The sequence below is a fragment of the Aerococcus sp. Group 1 genome, from assembly GCF_000193205.1.
GTDB classification, from domain to species: domain Bacteria; phylum Bacillota; class Bacilli; order Lactobacillales; family Aerococcaceae; genus Aerococcus; species Aerococcus urinae_A.
On sequence record NC_015278.1, the window covers coordinates 139958 to 161310 of the forward strand.

Below are 21353 nucleotides of genomic sequence, written 5' to 3' on the forward strand. Positions count from 1 at the left end.
AAAACTAAGGATTCTTTAAAGAGTCTTATTTTGTTATGAAAATTTAATATGCAAATCTCAGACGATAGAAAGTAATAATTCTGTCGTCTTTTTTATTTCAAAGAAAGGAGGTAAGGATGAATTTTGATTATTTTTATAATAGGCAATCTGAAATGTATAACTTCATTAGGTTACCTATGGTATTAATGGAAGATGAGATTTTTGAGAGCATTTCTATTGAAGCTAAAGTTTTGTATTCATATATGCTTAATCGAATGGGTATTTCTTATAAAAATGGCTGAATAGATGAAGATGGAAAAGTCTTTATTTACTACACAATTGAAAGTATAAAAGATCAATTTAATTGTGCGAGTGAAAAAGCAAATAAATTAATAGCTGAACTTGATATTAAATCAGGAATAGGACTTATTGAAAAGAAAAGACAAGGACTTGGAAAGCCTAACAGAATTTATGTTAAAGATTTTATGAGCATATTTAATAATATGGAATTAAAAAATCAAGAAGTTCGAAAAACAAAATTCCAGAAGTTCGATAATCGAAATTCAAGAGATTCGAATATCGAAAGTCAAGATTTTCGAAAATCGGAAGGTAACTATAACAATATTAGTAATAATGAGTTAAGAAATAATGATTTTAGTAAAGGGCAAAAACCTTATGGAATATATAAAAATATATTTTTGACTGATGAAGAATACAAGGACTTAACAAATGAGTTAGGAAGTAGAATTAATGAATACATTGATAGGTTGTCATCATATATGAAAGCAAATAACAGAGAGTATCAAGACCACAAGGCAACGATAATCAATTGGTATCTTAATGATCAGGCGAAAAACATTAATGATAATACAACAAGGAAAATGAATTACGATATAGGAGAGAGTTTATGACAAGTTTAAAAGATTTTGTATTAAGAGAAAATGATATTGAAAGAAATGGGCATATCTATTGCAAGGTATGCGGTAAAAGAGTCGATGGAGAATTACTTGACCTTGGATTTACAAAGTTTATTCCAAGAATTAAATGCGAATGTGAAATAAAAAGAGATAAGGAAAATGAAGAAAGAGAAAGACTGATGAAAATATCATCATTGAAAAGAGATTGCTTCTCATCGCCGCTCCAACACCAATATATTTTTGAGAAATACTTAAATGAAAAAGGTCAAGCTTACAAGGTTGCTTACAATTATGCTAAAAGTTTTGAACAAATGAAAAAAGACAATGTTGGACTTTTATTTTATGGAGATGTTGGTAGTGGAAAAACTTATCTCGCTTGTTCTATTGCAAATGAATTAATCGAAAGAAAACAAATTAAAGTTAAGATTATGAATTTATCTCAGGTTATAAACCAAATACAAAAATCAGCATTTAAGCTAGATTCAAATGAAATTATCAATAACCTCTCTAATATTCCTTTGTTAATCTTAGATGACCTTGGAATTGAAAGAGATACATCTTATGCAAGAGAGCAAGTATATAACATTATAAACTCAAGATACTTAAAGGGTAGGCCGACAATTTTTACTACAAACTTATCATTGGAAATTATTCAAAATCCTAATATTGACCTTGAGTATCAGAGGATATATTCAAGAATACTTGAAATGACAATACCAGTTAAAGTTACGGGAGAAGATTTTAGAAGAAAAATCCATCAAGAGAAGTTAAGAAAATACAAAGAATTACTTTTATATGGAGGTGGAATAGATGATTAATGAAGAAGTATCTAGGTCGAGTCTTAATCTTGAAGTAAGGCTTGCAAAAGCAACAAGTAAAGCAATTCTTGATGCCTTAAAGAAAGTACACAAGCAAATAGAGGAACAAGGAGGCTTGAAAAATGTAATAAAAAATAACGGAGAAGAAGTAAAGCTAAAAGATATGGTTAAAAAGGGACAGTTAGAAGAAATTAATCTAAAAGATCCTGAGTTAAAAGAATTAAAGAAAATTTTAAATAAACACGGAGTGAAGTTTTCTGTTATGAAAGATAAGGAAACTGGAAACCACTCTGTGTTTTTTCAATCTAAGGATATAAAGGTAATGGAACATGCCTTTAAAAAAGCAGTTAAGGCTTCTGAAAGAAAGGCCGATAGAAAAGATTCAATAACGAAGACAATAAATAAGTTTAAAGATATGGCTAAGGATACCACTAGCAAAGATAAAGTTAAAAATAAACATAAGGAGCAAAGCTTATGATAAGTAATTTAAAAACATTTGAAAATAAGAATTTTGGGAAACTCACTGTTATAGAAAAAGACGGTGAGTTTTTCTTTATAGCTAATGAAGTAGCAACTATGTTAGGATATGTTAATCCAAGAAAAGCTGTTTATGACCATGTAGATGAAGAAGATAAGGGTGTAACGAAATGGAACACCCCTGGAGGAATACAGAATATTTCAATAATTAATGAGTCAGGATTGTATTCACTTATCCTCTCATCAAAACTACCACAAGCAAAAATATTCAAAGCTTGGGTAACTAGAGAAGTCTTACCAAGTATTAGAAAAAATGGAGGATATATAGTAGGGCAAGAAAAGAAAACTAACGAAGAGCTACTTGCAGATGCAATTCTTGTAGCCAATAGAATTATTGCCGAAAGAGAAGAAGAAATTGAAGAATTAAGACCAAAGGCAGATTATTATGACAAATTAGTAGATTATAACCTACTTACAAACTTTAGAAATACTGCCAAAGAGTTAGGAATACCACAAAATCAATTTATAAGTTTTTTAATGGATAAGGGGTTAATTTACAGAGATAAGAAAAAGAAGCTATTACCTTATGCAGATAGGAATAAGGGATATTTTGAAGTAAAAGAATGGGTTGATCCACTAGGTACACTTGTAGGCATACAAACATTTATAACACCAAAGGGCAGACACTACCTACTAATTTTATTAGATAGTGAAGGTTTCTACGATGAATAAGATATTAGAAGCCATTCTTTCTGATATTAAAAATTTAATTAAAATAGACAACCCAAAGAAATTTATATTAGTAAACATTCCTTATCTATCATTCTTCTACATTGGAAATATCTTTTCTAAGCACATTAATTCTTATGTAGGAGGAGATATTATTGATAGAATAATGGTGGGAATTTCTGATATAAGAACTTTATCTTATATACCAAGCCTTAATCCAAGGGACTTGTTAGTAGGTATTTCAGTTGCTGGTCTTGTTAAGCTAATTGTTTATAGCAAAGGTAAAAACAAAAAGAAATATAGGCAAGGTAAAGAGTATGGATCTGCAAGATGGGGAGAAAGTAAGGATATTGCTCCATACATTGACCCTAAGTTTGAAAACAATGTTCTTATAACTAATACTGAAAGACTTACAATGAACTCAAGACCTAAAAACCCTAAATACGCTAGAAATAAAAATGTATTAGTAATAGGTGGTTCTGGATCAGGTAAAACAAGATTTTATGTAAAGCCAAATCTAATGCAAATGCACTCTTCCTATGTAGTAACAGACCCTAAAGGCACGCTTGTGTTAGAGTGTGGGAAAATGCTTTATGAAAATGGATACGACATAAAGATTTTAAACACAATAAACTTTAAAAAATCTATGAAATACAATCCATTTGCCTATTTGAGAAGTGAAAAAGATATTTTAAAGCTTGTTCAAACAATTATTGCCAACACCAAGGGAGATGGAGAAAAGGCAGGAGAAGATTTCTGGGTAAAGGCTGAGAAGTTATATTACACTGCCCTTATCGGTTATATATATTATGAAGCACCTGAAGAAGAAAAGAACTTTAAGACACTTTTGGATATGATTGATGCAAGTGAAGTTAGAGAAGATGACGAAACTTATATGAATCCAATTGATAGGCTCTTTGAGGCACTTGAAAAGAAAGATCCAAGTCATTTTGCAGTTAAGCAATATAAGAAATATAAGCTGGCAGCAGGAAAAACTGCCAAGTCAATTCTAATATCTTGTGGAGCAAGACTTGCACCTTTTGATATAAGAGAGCTTAGAGAGCTAATGAGTGAAGATGAATTAGAACTCGATAAAATTGGAGATAGAAAAACTGCTTTATTCGTAATAATATCAGATACTGATGATACTTTTAACTTTGTAGTCTCAATAATGTATTCTCAATTATTTAACCTACTATGTGATAAGGCAGATGATGTGTATGGTGGAAGACTTCCAGTTCATGTAAGATGTCTACTTGATGAGTTTGCAAATATTGGTTTGATTCCTAAATTTGAAAAACTGATTGCGACAATTCGTTCAAGAGAAATATCAGCAAGCATAATATTACAAGCACAATCTCAATTAAAAGCAATTTACAAAGACCATGCAGATACAATAGTTGGTAACTGTGACTCTACACTCTTTTTGGGAGGAAAAGAAAAAACAACAGTAAAAGAATTATCAGAAACCTTAGGAAAAGAAACCATAGACTTATATAACACATCAGAAACAAGATCCAACCAAAAATCTTTTGGACTAAATTATCAAAAGACTGGCAAGGAACTTATGAGCCAAGATGAAATAACTGTAATGGATGGCGGTAAGTGTATATACCAACTAAGAGGAGTAAGACCTTTCTTGTCAGATAAATTCGATATTACAAAGCATAAGAATTACAAGTTATTGGAAGATTATGATAAGAAGAATTTATTTGATGTGGAAGAGTATTTAACAAATAGAGATAAGGTAAAGTTAAAATCAAGTTATAAAATAAATAGGTTAAATATTTGAGTTTATGGAGAAAGCAAAATGTGTGAAAATAGAAAATCATCTTTAATTATATTAAATATAAATGGTGAGCAATTTATTATGGAAAGTGATACAGAACTCACAAGGGATAAGAAAAATTATATTGAAGCAATATGTGAGACAATGTACGATGAAAGCAATGAATGGTATGAAAATATATATGATATGTCCCCATATGATATAGCTGAGCTATTTGAAAAAACAGTAGAGGGCGAAGTAGGAATAAATGTTACATTTAAAGCGATAGACCTTGAAGTATCCATTTTAGAAGACTAGAAATAAAGTGTTGATAGGCGATAGAAATTAAAAACTCTATCGTCTATTTTTATACTCAAAATTAGGAGGTTAAGATGGTAAGGATAAGAAGTCCCACTTAAAACAATTTAATATATAAGGCATTTAGCGATTGAATTATAAGTTCAGTCGCTTTTTTAATTGAAATTTTTAGATTAAGGAGAAGAAATTAATGGATAGAGAAATGATAAATATTAATGCAAATTTAGTTAAAGAAGCTGAATTTTCAGAATTTGAAAAAGATGGAGAAAGTGTTCAAGTAGCAAATTTTGCTCTTGTAAAAAATTATGGAAAGGGCAAAGAATATACAAATTGCTCAGTATATGGAGAAAAGGTAGAAATTGTAAAAGAATTTGAAAAAGGAGATCTAATCCATGTCTTTGGATATTTCAAAGAAAACAAAAAAGGAGATAAGATCTACAAGAACTTTATAGTTAAATCACTAAACAAAATAGAAAAAAGACAAGAAAACGAGGAGGAATAATATGGAATTTTTTACAGCTGGAGTTGGAGTTTTAAAGACACTTGTAACTGCAATTGGTGCAGGTTTAGGAGCATGGGGAGTTATTAACTTAATGGAAGGTTATGGTAATGATAACCCTGGTGCTAAATCTCAAGGTATTAAGCAGCTTATGGCTGGTGGAGGAATTGTACTAATCGGTATTAAATTAATTCCACTACTTGCAAATGTTTTAAATTAGGAGAAAGTCTATGTTTGGTATCTTTGACAAGCTAACTGAATTTTTTAAGGATATGCTACTCGGAGGTATCAAAGCAAATCTTGAGTCCATGGTCTTAGATATAAATGACAAGGTAGGAGTTATTGCAACTGATGTTGGGAAAACACCAATGGGTTGGAATGGAGAAGTATATAACTTCATAAAAAACATTAATGATAATGTGATTGTTCCAATAGCAGGTCTTATCATAACAGCAGTTTTATGTATTGAACTCATAAATATGGTTATGCAGAAGAATAATATGCACGATACAGATACTTTTGAGTTTTTCAAATACATTATAAAGATGTTTATAGCAGTCTACCTTGCAAGCCATGCCTTTGAATTTTCAATGGCAGTCTTTGATGTGGCACAAAATCTTGTAAACAAAGCGGCAGGGGTAATTACTACTTCTGCCACTGTTTCAGGAGATCAGATAGTTGCAATGGTTGATGCATTAAAAGAAAAAGAAATAGGTGAGCTTTTAATGATACTAGTTGAAACAAGCCTAGTGAGGATTGCAATTCAATGTATATCTTTAACTATTACCTTAATAGTATATGGGCGTATGTTTGAAATATATGTCTACTCATCAGTATCATCCATACCATTTGCGACTATGGGAAATAAAGAATGGGGTCAGATTGGAACAAATTATATCAAGGGACTTTTTGCCTTGGGACTACAAGGTTTGTTTTTGATGATATGTTTAGGTATCTACACCGTTTTAATTAGAACGGTACAGATTACAGATATTCACGCAAGCTTGTTTAGTATATTAGGATATGCTCTACTACTTGGACTTATGATGTTTAAGAGTGGAACAGTTGCAAAAAGTATTATGAATACGCACTAGGAGGAATAAATGTTAAAAAGAAAATTGTGCTTTATTGGGACTTGGAATTTTATTGGGAGGAACTTATGAAATCTTAAAAGAGAAGAAAAGAAATGAAGAAATTAGAAACTTAAAGAGGAGAATAAATAGACTCGGAAGATGTCACAATGAATTTGTTATGTATCAAGGAGAATACAATGATAGAAATGAAGAAAAACAAGAAGAATTAGAAGAAAGAATTAGCTACCTAGAAGAAGAAACAATATCTAATTATGACCATATACTTGAACTTTCCAAAGAAGAAGTAGAGGGAGATTAAAATGGCATATGTACCAATACCAAAAGATTTGGACAAGATTAAAACAAAGGTTGCCTTTAACTTAACTAAAAGACAACTTATAGGTTTTTCTGTGGCAGGACTAATTGGCATACCAATCTATTTATTTATGAAGAAATATCTACCTAATGATGTTTCAATCATTGTAATGCTAATAGTAACCCTGCCAATCTTTTTTATAACCTTATATGAAAAAGACACTTTAACTTTTGAAAAGTATTTTAGATTTTTCTATCTTCATAAGTTTTATCAACCAACTAAGAGAATAAGAAAGGAGGCATACCTTGAAGCAAAGAAAAAAGCAAATCAGCGACTTAAATCTAAGGGAAAAACAATTAAAAAAAGACCGAAAGGAAGTAAGAAGGCTAAAAACAAAGAAAGATCCAACAAATAGTCTTCTAAGTGTACTTTTAAAGAAAGAGAAAAAGAGATTTACTGTTGAGGATACAATTCCATATATTAGAATGTTACCAGAGGGCATTTGCCAGTTAGATGAAAAAATTATTCAAAGACAATTTCATTTCAAGATATAAATTACCAGTTGGCATTGGAGGAAGATAGAGATTTAATCTTTAACCAATTTGCCAACTTTTTAAATTCTTTTGATCCAAGTGTCCACATTGAACTTTCGTATGTAAATCAATTAGGAAGAAATAAGGACCTACAAGACGCAATTAAAATTGCTGATAAGGGAGACTTCTATGACGATGTAAGAAAAGAGTTTAGGGAGATGTTAAAGCTTCAACTTGCAAAGGGCAATAACGGACTTAAAAAGATGAAGTATATAACCTTTACAACAGAAGCCGATAACCTAGAGCAAGCACGAGCAAAGTTAAATAGACTTGAAGTAGATATTTTATCTAACTTTAAATCTATGGGAGTAAGAGCAGAAAGTCTTGATGGCGAAGAAAGGTTAAGACTTGTTCACGATATGTTAAATCCAGACAAAAACTTTAATTTTTCATATAAAGATTTGAAGAAGAAAGAGTCTACAAAATCACATATAACTCCCAATATCTTTAATTTTGCACCAGCAAATAATTTTAAATTTGGGAAATTCATTGGAGCAGTAAGTCATTTTCAAATACTAGCAAGCGAGTTATCAGACAGAATGTTATCTGAGTTTTTAGATATTGATGACAATATTTATGTAGTATTTCATATAGATGTAGTTGAACAAGCAGAAGCTATTAAACTAATTAAAAGAAAAACACAGACCTGGACAGAATGAAAATCGAAGAACAAAAGAAAGCAGTTCGTGCTGGATATGATATGGATATTATCCCTTCAGATATAAATACTTTTGGAGCTGATGTTAAGTCCATGTTATCTGACTTACAGAATAGAGATGAAAGGCTCTTTGTAGTAACCATAGTAATGATGAATTTTGCTAGGACTAATCAAAAGTTAGAAAACACTATTGCTCAAATCTCATCAATTGCTAACAGACATAATTGTCAGGTAAAAAGATTGTCTCATCAACAAGAGCAAGGACTTGTTTCTGTCTTACCTTTAGGAGTTAATCAAGTCGAAATAAAAAGATTTTTAACTTCATCATCAACGGCAGTATTTATGCCTTTTACAACAGAAGAGCTATTTATCGATTCAGCAAATTCTTTGTACTATGGATTAAATGCCCTTAGCCAAAACTTGATTATGGCAGATAGGAAGAAACTTAAGAACCCTAACGGATTAATATTAGGTACACCAGGTTCTGGTAAATCTTTCTCGGCAAAGAGAGAGATGGCAAATGCAATTCTTGTCACAGATGATGATGTAATTATTTGTGATCCTGAGGGCGAGTATTCAAACCTTGTAAAACAATTTAATGGAGAAGTTATTAAAGTTTCAGCAAAGTCAAAGGACTACCTTAATCCATTAGATATTAATATGAACTATGGAGATGGAGACGCACCTTTAAAGGATAAGGCAAACTTCATAATGTCTATGCTTGAACTTGTAGTAGGAGGATCTGGTCTTACTGCTGCAGAAAAATCTGTTATAGATAGGTGCTTACCAAAGATATACCAAAAATATTTTGAAGACCCAAAACCGGAAAATATGCCAATATTAGGAGATTTATACGATATGCTCCTATCTCAAGAAGAGGGAGTTGGTAGAAAGCTCGCAACAGAAATGGAAATTTATGTTAAGGGAAGCCTTAATGTCTTTAATAATAGGTCAAATGTTGACCTAAATAGGCAACTGCTTTGTTTTGATATAAAAGAGCTAGGAACACAACTTAAAAAATAGGTATGCTTGTAATTCAAGACCAAGTTTGGAACAAGGTTTCCCTAAATAGAGGAAGCAAATCTACAAGATACTATATAGATGAGTTCCACCTTTTATTAAAAGACCCACAAACTGCTTCATATTCAGTAGAAATCTGGAAAAGATTTAGAAAATGGGGAGGTATTCCAACAGGTATAACTCAAAACGTAAAAGACCTTTTAACAAGTCAAGAAATTGAAAATATCTTTGACAACACAGATTTTGTTCTAATGTTAAACCAAGCATCTGGAGATAGAGATATTCTTGCTAAGAAATTAAAAATATCGCCTTATCAGTTAAACTATATTACTAATTCAAACGCAGGTGAGGGACTATTATTCTTTGGAAATACTATTGTTCCATTTATAGATAAATTCCCTAAAGACACCATGCTATATAAGCTAATGACAACAAAACCAGAAGAAGCTAAGTAGGTGTGATATGGATAAAAACTAAAAAAGATTTTCAAAAGAAAATTATACGAAATAGGGACGCTCCTGAAAAGAATGTAGATAGTAAACTTGTTCATTCAGATGATTATACCAATAAGATTATTAAGACTAAGGATAGGTTCGGAGATAAAATATCAGAAAAAGAATCTAAACTTATTCATGAGAATGTATTATCTAAAGATCAAAAACAAGATAAATTAAAAGATTTTCAGAAGTCTAAAAACAAGGAAAGAATTAGAAAAGAAGTTTTAGATAATAAGAATAAGGCTGAAGAAACAAAACAAACTAATCTTGAAATAAGGACAGATGAAAGCTTTAAACTTGATGAAGATTTAGATGTAGACTTCAAAAAGGTAAATTTTGATAGTGAAAACAGTAGAAATATTAATTCTAATAAATTAACAACAGATGATATTTCAGCTAAGGCTCAACCAATAAACAATAAGAAGGCATCAAGTAGAAGACAAGTTCTTAAAAATTACGAGGATAAACTTATCCATAGTAAGGATAAATTCCAAGACAAAATAAACGAGAAAGAGTCTAAGCGAATCCACACAAGTGAAGATAAACCTATTGAAGCAAAGAAAAGCAAGAGAATATATAGAAGAGATAAGTTTGTTAAAGATGAAGTAAGCAAGAACGAGAGTAATGCTAATATCGATAAAAAGCAAAAGCAAAAGCTTTATCAAGAAAAGAAGTTTAGAGATAAGGAAAAATTTTCTAAAGAGATAGATAAAGAGAGTAAGCTAAGCGAAGTTGATACAGAAAAAACTTTTGATAATCCTGATCTTAAAGACAATAATCTTGAATTTATAAAAGATGAAAAGGAAACAAGCCTTAAACTTTCAGAACAAAAGAAAGTTAATAAAAAGAAGACTTACTACAAGAGAAAAAATTATGAAAGTGATAAATTCACTCGAAAGAAAATCGATGACTTAAAAAAAGAAGCTAAGAAAGTTACACCGAAAGATTCTAAGAAAGCAAAAGATGTTAAAGATTTTATCTCAGATAAAAAGATTGGAGAGCTTGAAAAGTCTAAAAGCAAGCTAAAGGATAATATTTTAAAAAATAAAACTAAAGGAAGTCTATCTTCTGGTGTTTTATTATCTGGAGCTAAGTCTTCAGAATTAGTGAGAGATTATTTAAGTTCAGGCTCTGACAATACTGGTGTAGAATCTGGAGAAAAGGCCGCTAATGTAAGCTCTAAACTCCAGCATGGAATAAGGAAGTATAAGCTAGATAAAAAGAAAAAGTCCTTAAAAAAGCTATCTAAACTTGATAAGAAAATAAAAAAGAGAAAAAGCAAGTTGGAGTTTAAAAGTGGCTTGGAAGATTTAAAAAAGTCAGATGCCTATATAAAGAAAAATAGATTTAAGAAGTTTTACCAGAGAAAACAAATGAAAAGCATGATAGCTAAAAAGCACGAAACAAGACTTGTAGATAGGGTTAAAAAAGCTGTTTTAAGTTTAGGTAAGGCTTCTAAAGAGCTGATTGTTAGAAAAAGTAAGATGGTTTTATTTGTAGTAATAGGACTAGGTCTTATGCTATCAATTATGATTGGTGGCGGAAGTGTTGGTATGAGTGGATTAAGTAACTCTGTAAACTCAGTAATGACAACAACATACCTATCACAAGATACAGTTCTAAGTGAAGTAAATCAAGAATTTTCATCAATGGAGTATGACATACAATCACAAATCGAAAGTGTAAAAACAAGTCATCCTGGATATGACGAATATATCATAAACAAAGAAGGAGAAATTGGTCATAATACCCATGAACTTCTATCCTATATAACTTCAAGATGTGGAGAAGTAAAATCAGCATCTGAAGTAAAAGGAATTTTAAAAGAGCTTTTCGATAAGATGTATAAACTTGATTTTAAGGAAGAAATTGAAATTAGAACAAGAACAGTAGCAAGAACTAGATATGATAGTCGTGGCAATCCTTATACTAGCTATGAAAAAGAAGAGTACGAATATAAAAAGTTAATTGTAACTTTAAAGAAAAAGAAATGGATGAAGTTGTTAGGGAAATATTTAAAGATTATCCAGACAATGTAGTTCATTATGAAGCTCTTCTTGAAGCTAAGGGAAATATGGGAGATGTCTTTGGATCAGGTAATGGGGACTTAGGAGAAATACTAGACAATCCAAACTTTGGAAATCCTGGTCTTGCTTTTGATTCAGCTACTGCAAAAGCCTTATTTAATGAAGCAGAAAAACATATAGGAAAAAGATATGTGTTTGGAGCAAGTGGACCATCTAACTTTGACTGCTCAGGATTTGTATGTTGGTCATTTACAAAGTCTGGTGTAAAGAGTATGCCAAGAACAACTGCATGGAGAATATACAAAGACTATTGTAATCCAGTAAGTCCAAGTGAAGCTCAACCTGGAGATATTATATTTTTCCACTCAACATATAACAGTGGAACTCCAATATCTCATGTAGGAATATACGCAGGTAACGGAATGATGATTCACGCAGGAGATCCAATTCAATACACATCAATAAATTCAAAATATTGGAAATCACACTTTTATGGTTTTGGAAGACCAAGATAGAAGGGAGATATTATGTGAACAGAAAACTTATAAGTATTAGAAACAAAAAGAAAAAATAGAAGAGAAATTGAAAGATTTAAATGCAAAATACAAGGAAATTTGCGATGAAGAAATACAAGTTGAAAATGAAGAAATAATTGTAACTCTTAGGAGGAACAATATTAGCTTGGAAGAATTAATGGAGAAAATTAATGATAGAAAAAGAGAAGAAAAATTAGAAGAAAAGGAGAACATTCATAATGAAGAAATTTAATACGAACAGACTAAGAGCCTTTTTTATGGCTCTTTTATTAGTTTTAACATCAACCTCAACTACTAATGTACTAGCTAAAGCTGATGATACAGATGGTAGTAAAAAAGTTATAGAAAGTTCAATAAGTAAAATTAGTGATTTAGAAAATCAGATCAAAGACTTAAATGATAAGAAACAAGAAGACCAATCAAAGATAGATGAATTAAAAGAAAAGTTAGAAACTTGCAAAGATAATGGAGAAAAACTAAAACAAGAAAAGTCTAAGTTAGAAGAAGAGATTAGAGATAAAGACAATAAGATTGCTCAATTGAATAAAGAAATTGAGGATATTAAAAACTCCAATAATGATGAACTAATAGCAGAAATTACTCAGCTTAAAGATGAATTAAAAAGATTACAAGATGAAAATGCAAAACTAAAAGAAGATTATTCATCTACAAAATGGGAGTTAGAGGCTGAGAAAGAAAAGACCGATAAAAACGAAAATAAAATCAAAGAAATACAAGAAAAGCTTGAGTCTTTAGAAGGAGAACTTGCAAAGAAGACTAAAGAAATTGAGGATAAAGATAATAAAATTAAGGACTTAGAAAAAGTTCTTGATGAAAAAGATAATAAGATAAAAGACCTAGAGTCTAAAAAGAAAGAAACAGAAAATTCTAAGTCAGAATGCTTTAAGAAGATTGAAGAGCTTCAAAAGGCTATTGATAGTTTAAAAGAATCTTCTGAAAATACGAAAAAAGAATTAGAAGATAAGATTAAAGGACTAGAAGAAAAACAAAAAACTTCTGAAGAAGAAATTAAAAAGCTAAAAGAAGAATTAGATAAGAAAATCGAAGAAGCAAAGAAGTTAATCGAGGAAGCAAATAAAAAAGCGAAAGAAGAACTTGAAAAACAAGGTAAAGATGAAAAAGAGAAAAATCTAAACCAAGACTTATCTAAAAAATTAGATGAGCTTCTAAAACTTCAAAAAGAAAACAAAGAGAAGAAAGAAGATAAGAAATCTCAAGATAAGAAGTGGGACGAACTTTTGAAAGCTGATGACAAGAATATCCTAAATCAATTTGATCTTAACAAGATGAAAAAGCAAGAGGAACAACAAGGTAAAAAACAAGTTAAAGATGAAAAAGAATTTGCAGTTTTCCAAGTAGACAAAAACTTTTATAACATTATTAACAAAGATGGTAAGACAACAGTCTATATGGATGTAAAAACTTATGTAGACCAAGGAAGAACTATGATTCCAGTAAGATATATTGCTTATACTCTAGGTTTTAATGTTGAGTATGACAATTCTACTCGTGAAGCTATTTTCTCAAATAAAGAGAATAATATCCTAGCTAAAAAGACATTAAGACTAAATATTGATACTGGTGTTATGAAAGATTCAGATGGAAAGGTCTACAATTCAGATGTTAAGCCAGTGATTATAAGTGGAAGAATTCGTGCTTCAATTTCAAATATTGCTAAAGCTTTTGGAGCAAGTCATGGGGATATTAAAGATGGTAAAAACCAAACAATAGAATGGGACAATGCTAGAAAAGCAGTCTATGTATTTAAAAATGTAAAATAAGAAAGGATAAAAAAATGAATAAGAGCATTAAACGAGGAGTAGCCATAGCGTTACTCCTTTTTACATTTACAGTACCAGCAACTACATTTGCAATGACAAATGAAGGGCAAATAGAAAGTCAAAGTGAATCAATCTATGAACCGCAAAAAGAAGAATTTGAAAAAATGTTGAAAGATGATGTTTTTACACCATCAAAAGAAGAAATTCCTTATCAAGATGTTCCAAGAATACCAGGAAATACAAATGAAGCAAATAAGCCTTCAAATAATCCTCCAAAGAAAACCCCACTTGTAAAAGGTGGTAATACAAAGGCAGTAAATAGTCTAGCAACACAGGAAAATAAGGCAAGAGGTTCAGTAATTGAAAATGTAGATAGGAATGGAAAAGATATTACACCAAGTGGAGATACAGAAAAAGATAAAGAAAATCCAGTAGATGTAAGACAATTTTTAACATTTCAAACTAAAAGTGGAAAAACTATGCACCTAATAGTGGATCACTCATCAAACCAAGATAATGTAAGGCTATTGACAGAGGTAGGAGAGCAAGACCTACTAAATATGATTGAATCAGAAGATAAAAAGAATATAAAGGTTGAAGAACCTAAGAAAGAGGAAGTGAAAAAGAAGAGCCTAAGGTTGTTCCAGTAAAAGAAGAAAAGAAAAGTGGAATAGGTTCATTTCTAATTGTTGCACTTGTAATTGGAGGGGTAGTAGGAGCAGGATACTATTTTAAGGTAGTTAAAGCAAAAGAAGATAGAATGTTGGAAGACTTTGAAGAAGATGATGAGGATTATATTAGTGAGTCAGAAGATGATGACGATGATGAAACTCACGAAGAATCACTAGATGAAGATGATGAACTATTATAAGGATATTAAATTTAAGTACAATTGAACTTTTGTCCCAGATATGATATGATATTTGGGACAAAGGAGGATTGTAATGAGTTCATATACAAAAAAATATCAGATAAAATAAAAGATTTTGACTCACATAAAGTATTTTTTGCTAATGACTTTTTAGATATTGCTTCTTATGAAACTGCTAGAAAGACATTGAATAGAATGGTTAATGAAAGAAAATTAAGCGTGTCGTTGATGGCTTTTATTACAATCCAAGATACAGTGAATTAATTGGAGAGTACGAAGCAGTATCAATTCACGAATTAGCACTTGCCATAGCAAGAAAATACAATTGGAATATTGCACCATATAGTAGCACAGCCTTAAACCTATTAGGACTTTCAACACAAGTGCCAACACATTATAAATATATATCTAGTGGAAGGTATAAAGAATATAAAATTGGGGATACGGTTTTAGAATTTAAAAAGTAAATCCAGGAGAAATTGCCAATATGTCCCTAAAGACCGCAACAGTTATTCAAGCAATTAAGTCTTTAGGCAAAGAAAATATAACCAGCGAAGTTATACAAAAGATAAGAGAAAACTTAAGTGAAGAAGAAAGAACAGACTTAATGAACGAGTCAAAATCAGTGCCAGCATGGATATATGAAGTAATAAGAGAAATTTCTGAGGGTGAAAATGAATAAGTTTTATATAGGTAACAAGGACGATTTAAGAGTTTTAATAGTAAATACAGCCAGAAAGAAAAATATATCTGAAGCAGTAATTGAAAAAGACTATTGGGTTACTTTTATCTTAGACTATCTATTTAATGAAAATAAATGGAAAGAATATTTTACTTTTAAAGGTGGAACATCACTTTCAAAATGCTTTGGGCTTATAGAAAGATTTTCTGAAGATATAGATCTAATCTTAGATTGGCGAGTATTAGGTTATGAAGAAAAAGAACCTTGGTTAGAAAGATCAAATACTAAACAGGATAAATTCAACAAAGAAGTCAATGAAAATACTGAAATCTTTTTAAGAGATGAATTATTAAAAGTATTAGAACAAGATTTCAAGGACATGGACTTTGAATTTATGATTGATACTCTTGATCCACAAACAATTCTATGTAAATATCCTAAAATCTTTGAATCTAATTATTTGACACAAAATATAAGACTTGAAATAGGAAGTCTTGCGGCATGGACACCTGCAATTGAAGTGGAAATCTTGCCAATAATTGGAGAAGCCTATCCAAATGTATTTAAAGAAAAACTAGTATAAGAACAGTATCAGTAGAGAGAACATTTTGGGAAAAGGCAACTATTTTACACCACGAAGCAAATAGACCAGAATCTTCTCCTATGCCACATAGGTATGCAAGACACTTTTATGACTTATATAAAATAGCAAATTCGGATTTCAAAGACAGAGCCTTAGAGGATAAGGAGTTATTAAAGAAAGTAACTGAATTCAAAATGAAGTTTTATACTAGGAAGTGGGCAAGGTATGAAGATGCATTAAATGGTAGATTAAAATTAGTCCCAAGAAAATACCGATTTTCTGAAATAGAAAAAGATTATAAGGCTATGTCAGAAATGATATATGGAGAATATCCAAACTTTGAAGAGATTATAAAAGTTCTTCAAGAATTAGAAAAAGAAATTAATAAGTAAATCGAATTCTCCCAAAAATAATATAATATTCGGGAGAAATACTTTGAGCGAGAGAGAAATCTTTCGCTCTTTTTTTTATTTATGGAGGTATTAATGAAATTAGTAATAGCAGAAAAGCCAAGTGTAGCAGTTACAATTGCAAAAGTAATTGGAGCAAGAACAAGAAAAACGGATATTATGAGGGGAATGGATACATTGTTTCATGGTGTGTAGGTCATTTAATTCAAATGGCAAGTCCAGAAAGACACGACGAAAAATGGAAAAAATGGTCAATAGACACTCTTCCTATAATCCCAGAAGAATATATTTATGAAGTATCTAAAAGCACTAAGAAACAATATGGAGTTTTGAAAAAACTTTTAAACGATAAGAACATCGACACAGTTATAAATGCTTGTGATGCTGGAAGAGAGGGAGAACTTATTTTTAGGCTTGTATATAATCAAGCTAAATGTAAGAAGAAAATTCAAAGACTATGGATATCTTCAATGGAAAACAAGGCTATTGAAGATGGCTTTAGAAATCTTAAAGACGGAGAAAACTTTGAAAACTTATATAGATCAGCAAGTGCAAGAGCCACCTCCGATTGGCTGGTAGGAATGAATTTAAGTAGGCTTTATTCCTGCATTTACAAGGAAACATATTCTGTTGGTAGAGTACAAACACCAACCCTATATTTAATAGCTAAAAGGGATAGTGAAATAAACCTATTTAAGAAGCAAAAATATTATACGGTTGACCTATCTTATGGAGAATTGAAACTTGTATCAGATAGGATTGATAGAATTGAAGTTGCAGAGCAACTATTAAATCTACTAGAAGATGAAATAGTTATTACAGAGGTAGAAGATAAAGAAATAAGCACAAAACCAGATAAGCCATATGATCTCACTACCTTACAAAGAGAAGCAAATAAATATTTTGGATATTCAGCGAACGATACTTTAAACCTGGCACAAGCTTTGTATGAAAAAAAGCTAATCACATACCCAAGAACAGATAGTAGATATTTAACCGATGATATGGTTAATACTATGAAAGAATTATTAGAAGGACTTGAAGAAGATTTTAAAATTAATGAATCAAACTTTAAGTCTATTTTTAATTCTTCTAAAGTTACAGACCACTATGCGATTATTCCTACTATATCAGGTATTGAAAAAGCTAAAGACTTATCTGATAAAGAAGGCAAAATATATAATTTAATTAGGAATAAATTACTTGCTTCATGTTCGGATAACTTAAAGGAATCTAGTAGAAAAATCAGATATGAATATGACAAGTTTAACTTTAATGCAAGTGGCAAGACTGTAATAGATGAAGGTTATACAAAATATCTAAAGACATATGGAAAGGAAAGACAAGAAAATGAATTACCAGATGTAAAGACAGGAGATAAAATTAAGCTAACTTCTAAAAATATATCGGAGAAATTTACCAAAGCTCCAGGTCATTATAATGAAGATACACTTTTAAAGGCTATGGAAAATGCAGGAGTAGAATCATTGGATAAAGATATAGAAGTGGAGAGAAAAGGCTTGGGAACACCAGCCACAAGAGCAGGAATTATTGAAAATCTTATCCACAAGGATCTCATAAGAAGAGATAAGAAAAATTTACTTGTAACAGAAAAAGGCAATAGACTTGTATCAATTGTAGAGGATAAGTTTAAGTCGGCTGAAACAACATCTGAATGGGAAATGAAACTTGCAAAGATCAGCTCTGGCGAGGTAGATAAAGAAGACTTTTTAAGAGAAATAGAAGATAGTATAAGGGAGCTTGTAGATAGGTACAAGAATAATCTAAATGAATAAGGTAAAAATATTAGAGCTTTTCGGTGGCATAGGTGCTATTAGAAAGGCTTTTATTAATTTAAAGATACCTTATGAAGTAGTTGATTATGTAGAAATAGATAAGGCTTGTGTTAAATCATATAACGCACTTTATGGAGAAAGTTATAAAGCAAAATCAGTTATAGGATATAAAGCACCTAATGATAAGATAGACTTAGTTATGCATGGAAGTCCTTGCCAAGACTTTTCAAGAATAGGAAAAAAGCAAGGAGGAGTAAAGAATTCAGGAACTAGATCAAGCTTACTATTTGAAACAATTAGAATAATTAAAGAAATGAAAGATAAACCTAAATGGATAATTTGGGAAAATGTAAAGGGAGTCCTTGATAGAAATATGAGGGACTCCTTTTTTATTTATCTAAAAGAGTTAGAGAGCCTAGGATATGAAAGCAAGTATGAAATCTTAAATGCAATGGACTTTGGGATACCTCAAAAAAGAGAAAGGATATTTGTTGTTTCATGTCTTGGAGCAAATAGCTTTTCTTTTGATAAATTGGAGAGGAAAGAAACAAGACCACTAAGTGAATTTTTAGAAAAGGATGTAAGTGGGCTTTACACAATGACCCAACCTTATATGCTGAAATTTTTAAATAAAGGCATAGATAATAGTTTTAAAGGGCGACTAAAAGTGATTAAAGATTTTTCTTATACTATTTCTACAAAACAGATGAGAGTCCCTAATTCTGGAATAATAGATATTGGAAATGGTCAGTATAGATATTTAACAGAAAGAGAATGTTTAAGACTTATGGGTTTTGATGATAGTGATATAGACAAATTAGAGGGAGTACATCCAAGAAGAAAAAATTGCACATCAAGTAAATTATATAAGCAGTCCGGTAATTCTATTGTGGTTGATGTTTTAATGGCTATTATAAAAGAAATTCATAGAACGGAGGTAGGAAATGCAAGTAAATGATTTTAAGAATATACAAGAAACAATAAAGTATGAAGTGTTACAAGATGAAAAAGAATATTTAAAACTCTTAAAAGTTATAGGTAACAATCAAAAATATGATTTTTCAAGCCAATTAAGTATATATAACAAAGAACCTGAAGCTAGAGCTTGTGCGACCTTTGATATGTGGAAGAAATATTTTGGTCGAGTTGTTATGAGAGGTCAAAAGGGTATTCCAATTTTAGTTAGAAGTGATATAAACAAAAAAGTTTCATATATTTTCGATATTAGTCAGACCACATCAATGGATAGGAATATTAATGAGGTTAGCTTATGGCAGTTTGATCACGAAAACCATAAGGAGACTTTAAAACAAATAATAAGAGATTCTTCATTTGAAGCTAGTGATTCACTTAATGAAAATATATTTTCTCTTAGTCGAATTTATGGAGATGAATATATTAACTTGGCTCTTGCTGACTTGAGAATAGATATAGAGGATAGACTGAGTTTTGAAAAGTTTATGAGAGACTCTATATCCTATGCGGTAGCTAATAGGTTTAATACAGTCTATCCTATGGATATGGAAAATTTAAAAATAATTTTTCTAGGATTAATACAATTTCTTTAGAACAGATAGGTCTTGTAATATCAAGGGTTAGTGAAGATATTATAGATAAAACAATAGAAAAATCTAAGGAAATGGATCGTGCTAGGCTGCTGACAGAAAGGGCCGGTGGCGACTATAATAGAGATATAGAAAATATAAATGAAGATAGAGGAGGTCAAAATGATTTATATAGACGAGATGATAGGTCAAGAAGTAGAGATGGACGAGTTTTCACAGATGGAAGCGACAGAGGAAATAGCGATGAAGATCGAAGAGAAAACCTTGGACATGATGGAGAAGGATCTGGAATTTATGAAGAGATATCCGAATCCGACATACGCAGTTCTAAGACTGTCTTACCTAGTAGGGAGCGAGGACATGGAGAACTGGAAGAAACTTCAGGAAATGTACGAGGAGAAAACACTTTTGAACCATCTGAAAGAAATTCAGAATCAGGCAGTGGACTTTATCAAGAGAGAGAAAGTCAAGATGATGAAAGCACAAGGATTGACAGAGAAGATGATGAGGGAGAATCCAGAAGAATACCAAGGACAGATGAACAACTTGATAACAACAGTGAAGAGAATAGCAATCAAGGAATACGTGGAAGTGTAGAAAAGGAAATAAGCCAAGAAAAGGAAGCTGATGAAGCTTCTTTTTTTGATGGCAAAAATACTGAAAAAAGAAAAGATTACTGGATTGTAGAATTTAATGAAAACCACGAATTAGTTCCCGATTTTAGTGGGCAGATAGTAACTAAAGATTTAATTAATGTCCTAAGACAAAAGGATATTGATGTTAAAGACCATAATCAAACTCTTGGAGAAAATGAATTTGGAGAAATGACTGATGATTATATCGGATATTTCAAATTCTATTTTGACCACTATGTAGATGGCGAAGTTGTCGAACACTATAGGATTGACCTTGGTGATGGTGAAGAAGTAAATGAGCGTGAATTTTCATATTTAGAAGAGCAAGTTGAACTAAGCGAGGAAAAATCTTTACAAGAAGAAGTTAAGGAAAATATAGAGCCTAAATTTAAGATAGGTGATCAGGTTAGATATAAAGATAAGGACTTTACCATTACAGACTTTGATGAACTAAGTGGAGGACTTAAAACTGTCACTATCAGAGACAATATGGAGTATATGGGAGGTATGATTAGGGGTTCGGAAGTAATTCCATATAGAAGCGATTCATACCTTGAAGAAATCTTTGAAAATCTAAGTCAAACATCAGAAAAACTAGCAGTAAAAGTTGGGAAAGAATTTATTTTAGAAGATGAGAATACTTTTGATGGAATTAACTTAATTGAAGCTGGAACTAAAGTAGAAGTTAATGGGGAAGAATTTACTTTATTTAAGGGCGAAACATTTGAAGAAAGTAGAAAGATTGATGACCTTTTAGATAGTGGAAATTATGAGATATACAAAT

13 protein-coding genes and 8 pseudogenes are annotated in these 21353 nt (G+C 30.9%); all 21 read left to right on the forward strand.

Annotation, left to right across the window (positions count from 1 at the left end; all coding sequences use genetic code 11):
• Nucleotides 1-116 precede the first annotated feature (116 nt).
• The 21 genes and pseudogenes from HMPREF9243_RS00650 (at nucleotide 117) to HMPREF9243_RS10975 (ending at nucleotide 19937) form a co-directional block, all read left to right on the forward strand.
• Nucleotides 117-890: pseudogene (locus HMPREF9243_RS00650) on the forward strand (replication initiator protein A).
• Nucleotides 887-1714, forward strand: a complete 828-nt coding sequence (locus tag HMPREF9243_RS00655; RefSeq protein WP_013669455.1) for an ATP-binding protein — start codon at nucleotides 887-889, stop codon at nucleotides 1712-1714. The pseudogene HMPREF9243_RS00650 and the gene HMPREF9243_RS00655 overlap by 4 nt, the downstream one beginning before the upstream one ends.
• Entirely contained in the window at nucleotides 1707-2192 is a 486-nt protein-coding gene (locus HMPREF9243_RS00660; RefSeq protein WP_013668461.1) for a PcfB family protein, read from the forward strand. Before HMPREF9243_RS00655 ends, HMPREF9243_RS00660 begins: the two co-directional genes overlap by 8 nt.
• The gene (locus HMPREF9243_RS00665) at nucleotides 2189-2923 is read left to right on the forward strand and encodes a phage antirepressor KilAC domain-containing protein (RefSeq protein WP_013669210.1); all 735 of its coding nucleotides are present in this window, start codon (nucleotides 2189-2191) and stop codon (nucleotides 2921-2923) included. The genes HMPREF9243_RS00660 and HMPREF9243_RS00665 overlap by 4 nt, the downstream gene beginning before the upstream one ends.
• Nucleotides 2916-4712, forward strand: a complete 1797-nt coding sequence (locus tag HMPREF9243_RS00670; protein ID WP_013668677.1) for a VirD4-like conjugal transfer protein, CD1115 family — start codon at nucleotides 2916-2918, stop codon at nucleotides 4710-4712. Before HMPREF9243_RS00665 ends, HMPREF9243_RS00670 begins: the two co-directional genes overlap by 8 nt.
• An 18-nt stretch (nucleotides 4713-4730) precedes the next feature.
• Complete coding sequence (locus HMPREF9243_RS00675; protein ID WP_013669586.1) at nucleotides 4731-5006, forward strand: hypothetical protein; 276 nt, start codon at nucleotides 4731-4733, stop codon at nucleotides 5004-5006.
• A 190-nt stretch (nucleotides 5007-5196) separates the two neighbouring features.
• Nucleotides 5197-5508 (forward strand): single-stranded DNA-binding protein, encoded by a 312-nt coding sequence (locus tag HMPREF9243_RS00680; RefSeq protein WP_013669752.1) that lies wholly within the window; start codon nucleotides 5197-5199, stop codon nucleotides 5506-5508.
• A 1-nt stretch (nucleotide 5509) separates the two neighbouring features.
• Complete coding sequence (locus tag HMPREF9243_RS00685) at nucleotides 5510-5725, forward strand: Maff2 family mobile element protein (protein WP_012797151.1); 216 nt, start codon at nucleotides 5510-5512, stop codon at nucleotides 5723-5725.
• Between the two features lie 10 nt (nucleotides 5726-5735).
• Nucleotides 5736-6599 (forward strand): VirB6/TrbL-like conjugal transfer protein, CD1112 family, encoded by an 864-nt coding sequence (locus HMPREF9243_RS00690; RefSeq protein WP_013669225.1) that lies wholly within the window; start codon nucleotides 5736-5738, stop codon nucleotides 6597-6599.
• Between the two features lie 34 nt (nucleotides 6600-6633).
• Nucleotides 6634-6897 carry a hypothetical protein gene (locus HMPREF9243_RS00695; protein WP_041705744.1) on the forward strand — a complete coding sequence of 88 codons (264 nt, stop codon included), beginning with the start codon at nucleotides 6634-6636 and terminating at the stop codon, nucleotides 6895-6897.
• Between the two features lies 1 nt (nucleotide 6898).
• Nucleotides 6899-7309: a PrgI family protein gene (locus tag HMPREF9243_RS00700; protein WP_004812226.1), complete on the forward strand. Its 411-nt coding sequence runs from the start codon at nucleotides 6899-6901 to the stop codon at nucleotides 7307-7309.
• Nucleotides 7200-9620 (forward strand): annotated as a pseudogene (locus HMPREF9243_RS00705) (VirB4-like conjugal transfer ATPase, CD1110 family). Before HMPREF9243_RS00700 ends, HMPREF9243_RS00705 begins: the two are co-directional and overlap by 110 nt.
• A 5-nt stretch (nucleotides 9621-9625) precedes the next feature.
• Nucleotides 9626-12204, forward strand: a pseudogene (locus tag HMPREF9243_RS00710) (CD1108 family mobile element protein).
• A 14-nt stretch (nucleotides 12205-12218) separates the two neighbouring features.
• Nucleotides 12219-12457: pseudogene (locus HMPREF9243_RS00715) on the forward strand (hypothetical protein).
• Nucleotides 12444-14027 (forward strand): stalk domain-containing protein, encoded by a 1584-nt coding sequence (locus HMPREF9243_RS00720; protein WP_041705750.1) that lies wholly within the window; start codon nucleotides 12444-12446, stop codon nucleotides 14025-14027. The pseudogene HMPREF9243_RS00715 and the gene HMPREF9243_RS00720 overlap by 14 nt, the downstream one beginning before the upstream one ends.
• Before the next feature lie 14 nt (nucleotides 14028-14041).
• A pseudogene (locus HMPREF9243_RS00725) lies at nucleotides 14042-14898 on the forward strand (CD1107 family mobile element protein).
• A gap of 73 nt (nucleotides 14899-14971) precedes the next feature.
• A pseudogene (locus HMPREF9243_RS00730) lies at nucleotides 14972-15580 on the forward strand (DUF6088 family protein).
• A pseudogene (locus HMPREF9243_RS00735) lies at nucleotides 15573-16555 on the forward strand (nucleotidyl transferase AbiEii/AbiGii toxin family protein). Before HMPREF9243_RS00730 ends, HMPREF9243_RS00735 begins: the two co-directional pseudogenes overlap by 8 nt.
• Nucleotides 16556-16648: 93 nt before the next feature.
• Nucleotides 16649-18369 (forward strand): annotated as a pseudogene (locus tag HMPREF9243_RS00740) (DNA topoisomerase 3).
• Complete coding sequence (locus tag HMPREF9243_RS00745; RefSeq protein ID WP_013669998.1) at nucleotides 18362-19327, forward strand: DNA cytosine methyltransferase; 966 nt, start codon at nucleotides 18362-18364, stop codon at nucleotides 19325-19327. The pseudogene HMPREF9243_RS00740 and the gene HMPREF9243_RS00745 overlap by 8 nt, the downstream one beginning before the upstream one ends.
• Nucleotides 19314-19937 (forward strand): hypothetical protein, encoded by a 624-nt coding sequence (locus HMPREF9243_RS10975; RefSeq protein WP_395994317.1) that lies wholly within the window; start codon nucleotides 19314-19316, stop codon nucleotides 19935-19937. Before HMPREF9243_RS00745 ends, HMPREF9243_RS10975 begins: the two co-directional genes overlap by 14 nt.
• Nucleotides 19938-21353 lie beyond the last annotated feature (1416 nt).

What these genes read in the sequence shown, in the direction of transcription:
- HMPREF9243_RS00660 (WP_013668461.1), top strand. Translation starts at nt 1,707, where the DNA reads ATGATTAATGAAGAAGTATCTAGGTCGAGTCTTAATCTTGAAGTAAGG.
- HMPREF9243_RS00680 (WP_013669752.1), top strand. Translation starts at nt 5,197, where the DNA reads ATGGATAGAGAAATGATAAATATTAATGCAAATTTAGTTAAAGAAGCT.
- HMPREF9243_RS00745 (WP_013669998.1), top strand. Translation starts at nt 18,362, where the DNA reads ATGAATAAGGTAAAAATATTAGAGCTTTTCGGTGGCATAGGTGCTATT.
- HMPREF9243_RS00700 (WP_004812226.1), top strand. Translation starts at nt 6,899, where the DNA reads ATGGCATATGTACCAATACCAAAAGATTTGGACAAGATTAAAACAAAG.
- HMPREF9243_RS00665 (WP_013669210.1), top strand. Translation starts at nt 2,189, where the DNA reads ATGATAAGTAATTTAAAAACATTTGAAAATAAGAATTTTGGGAAACTC.
- HMPREF9243_RS00685 (WP_012797151.1), top strand. Translation starts at nt 5,510, where the DNA reads ATGGAATTTTTTACAGCTGGAGTTGGAGTTTTAAAGACACTTGTAACT.
- HMPREF9243_RS00690 (WP_013669225.1), top strand. Translation starts at nt 5,736, where the DNA reads ATGTTTGGTATCTTTGACAAGCTAACTGAATTTTTTAAGGATATGCTA.
- HMPREF9243_RS10975 (WP_395994317.1), top strand. Translation starts at nt 19,314, where the DNA reads ATGCAAGTAAATGATTTTAAGAATATACAAGAAACAATAAAGTATGAA.
- HMPREF9243_RS00670 (WP_013668677.1), top strand. Translation starts at nt 2,916, where the DNA reads ATGAATAAGATATTAGAAGCCATTCTTTCTGATATTAAAAATTTAATT.
- HMPREF9243_RS00720 (WP_041705750.1), top strand. Translation starts at nt 12,444, where the DNA reads ATGAAGAAATTTAATACGAACAGACTAAGAGCCTTTTTTATGGCTCTT.
- HMPREF9243_RS00655 (WP_013669455.1), top strand. Translation starts at nt 887, where the DNA reads ATGACAAGTTTAAAAGATTTTGTATTAAGAGAAAATGATATTGAAAGA.
- HMPREF9243_RS00675 (WP_013669586.1), top strand. Translation starts at nt 4,731, where the DNA reads ATGTGTGAAAATAGAAAATCATCTTTAATTATATTAAATATAAATGGT.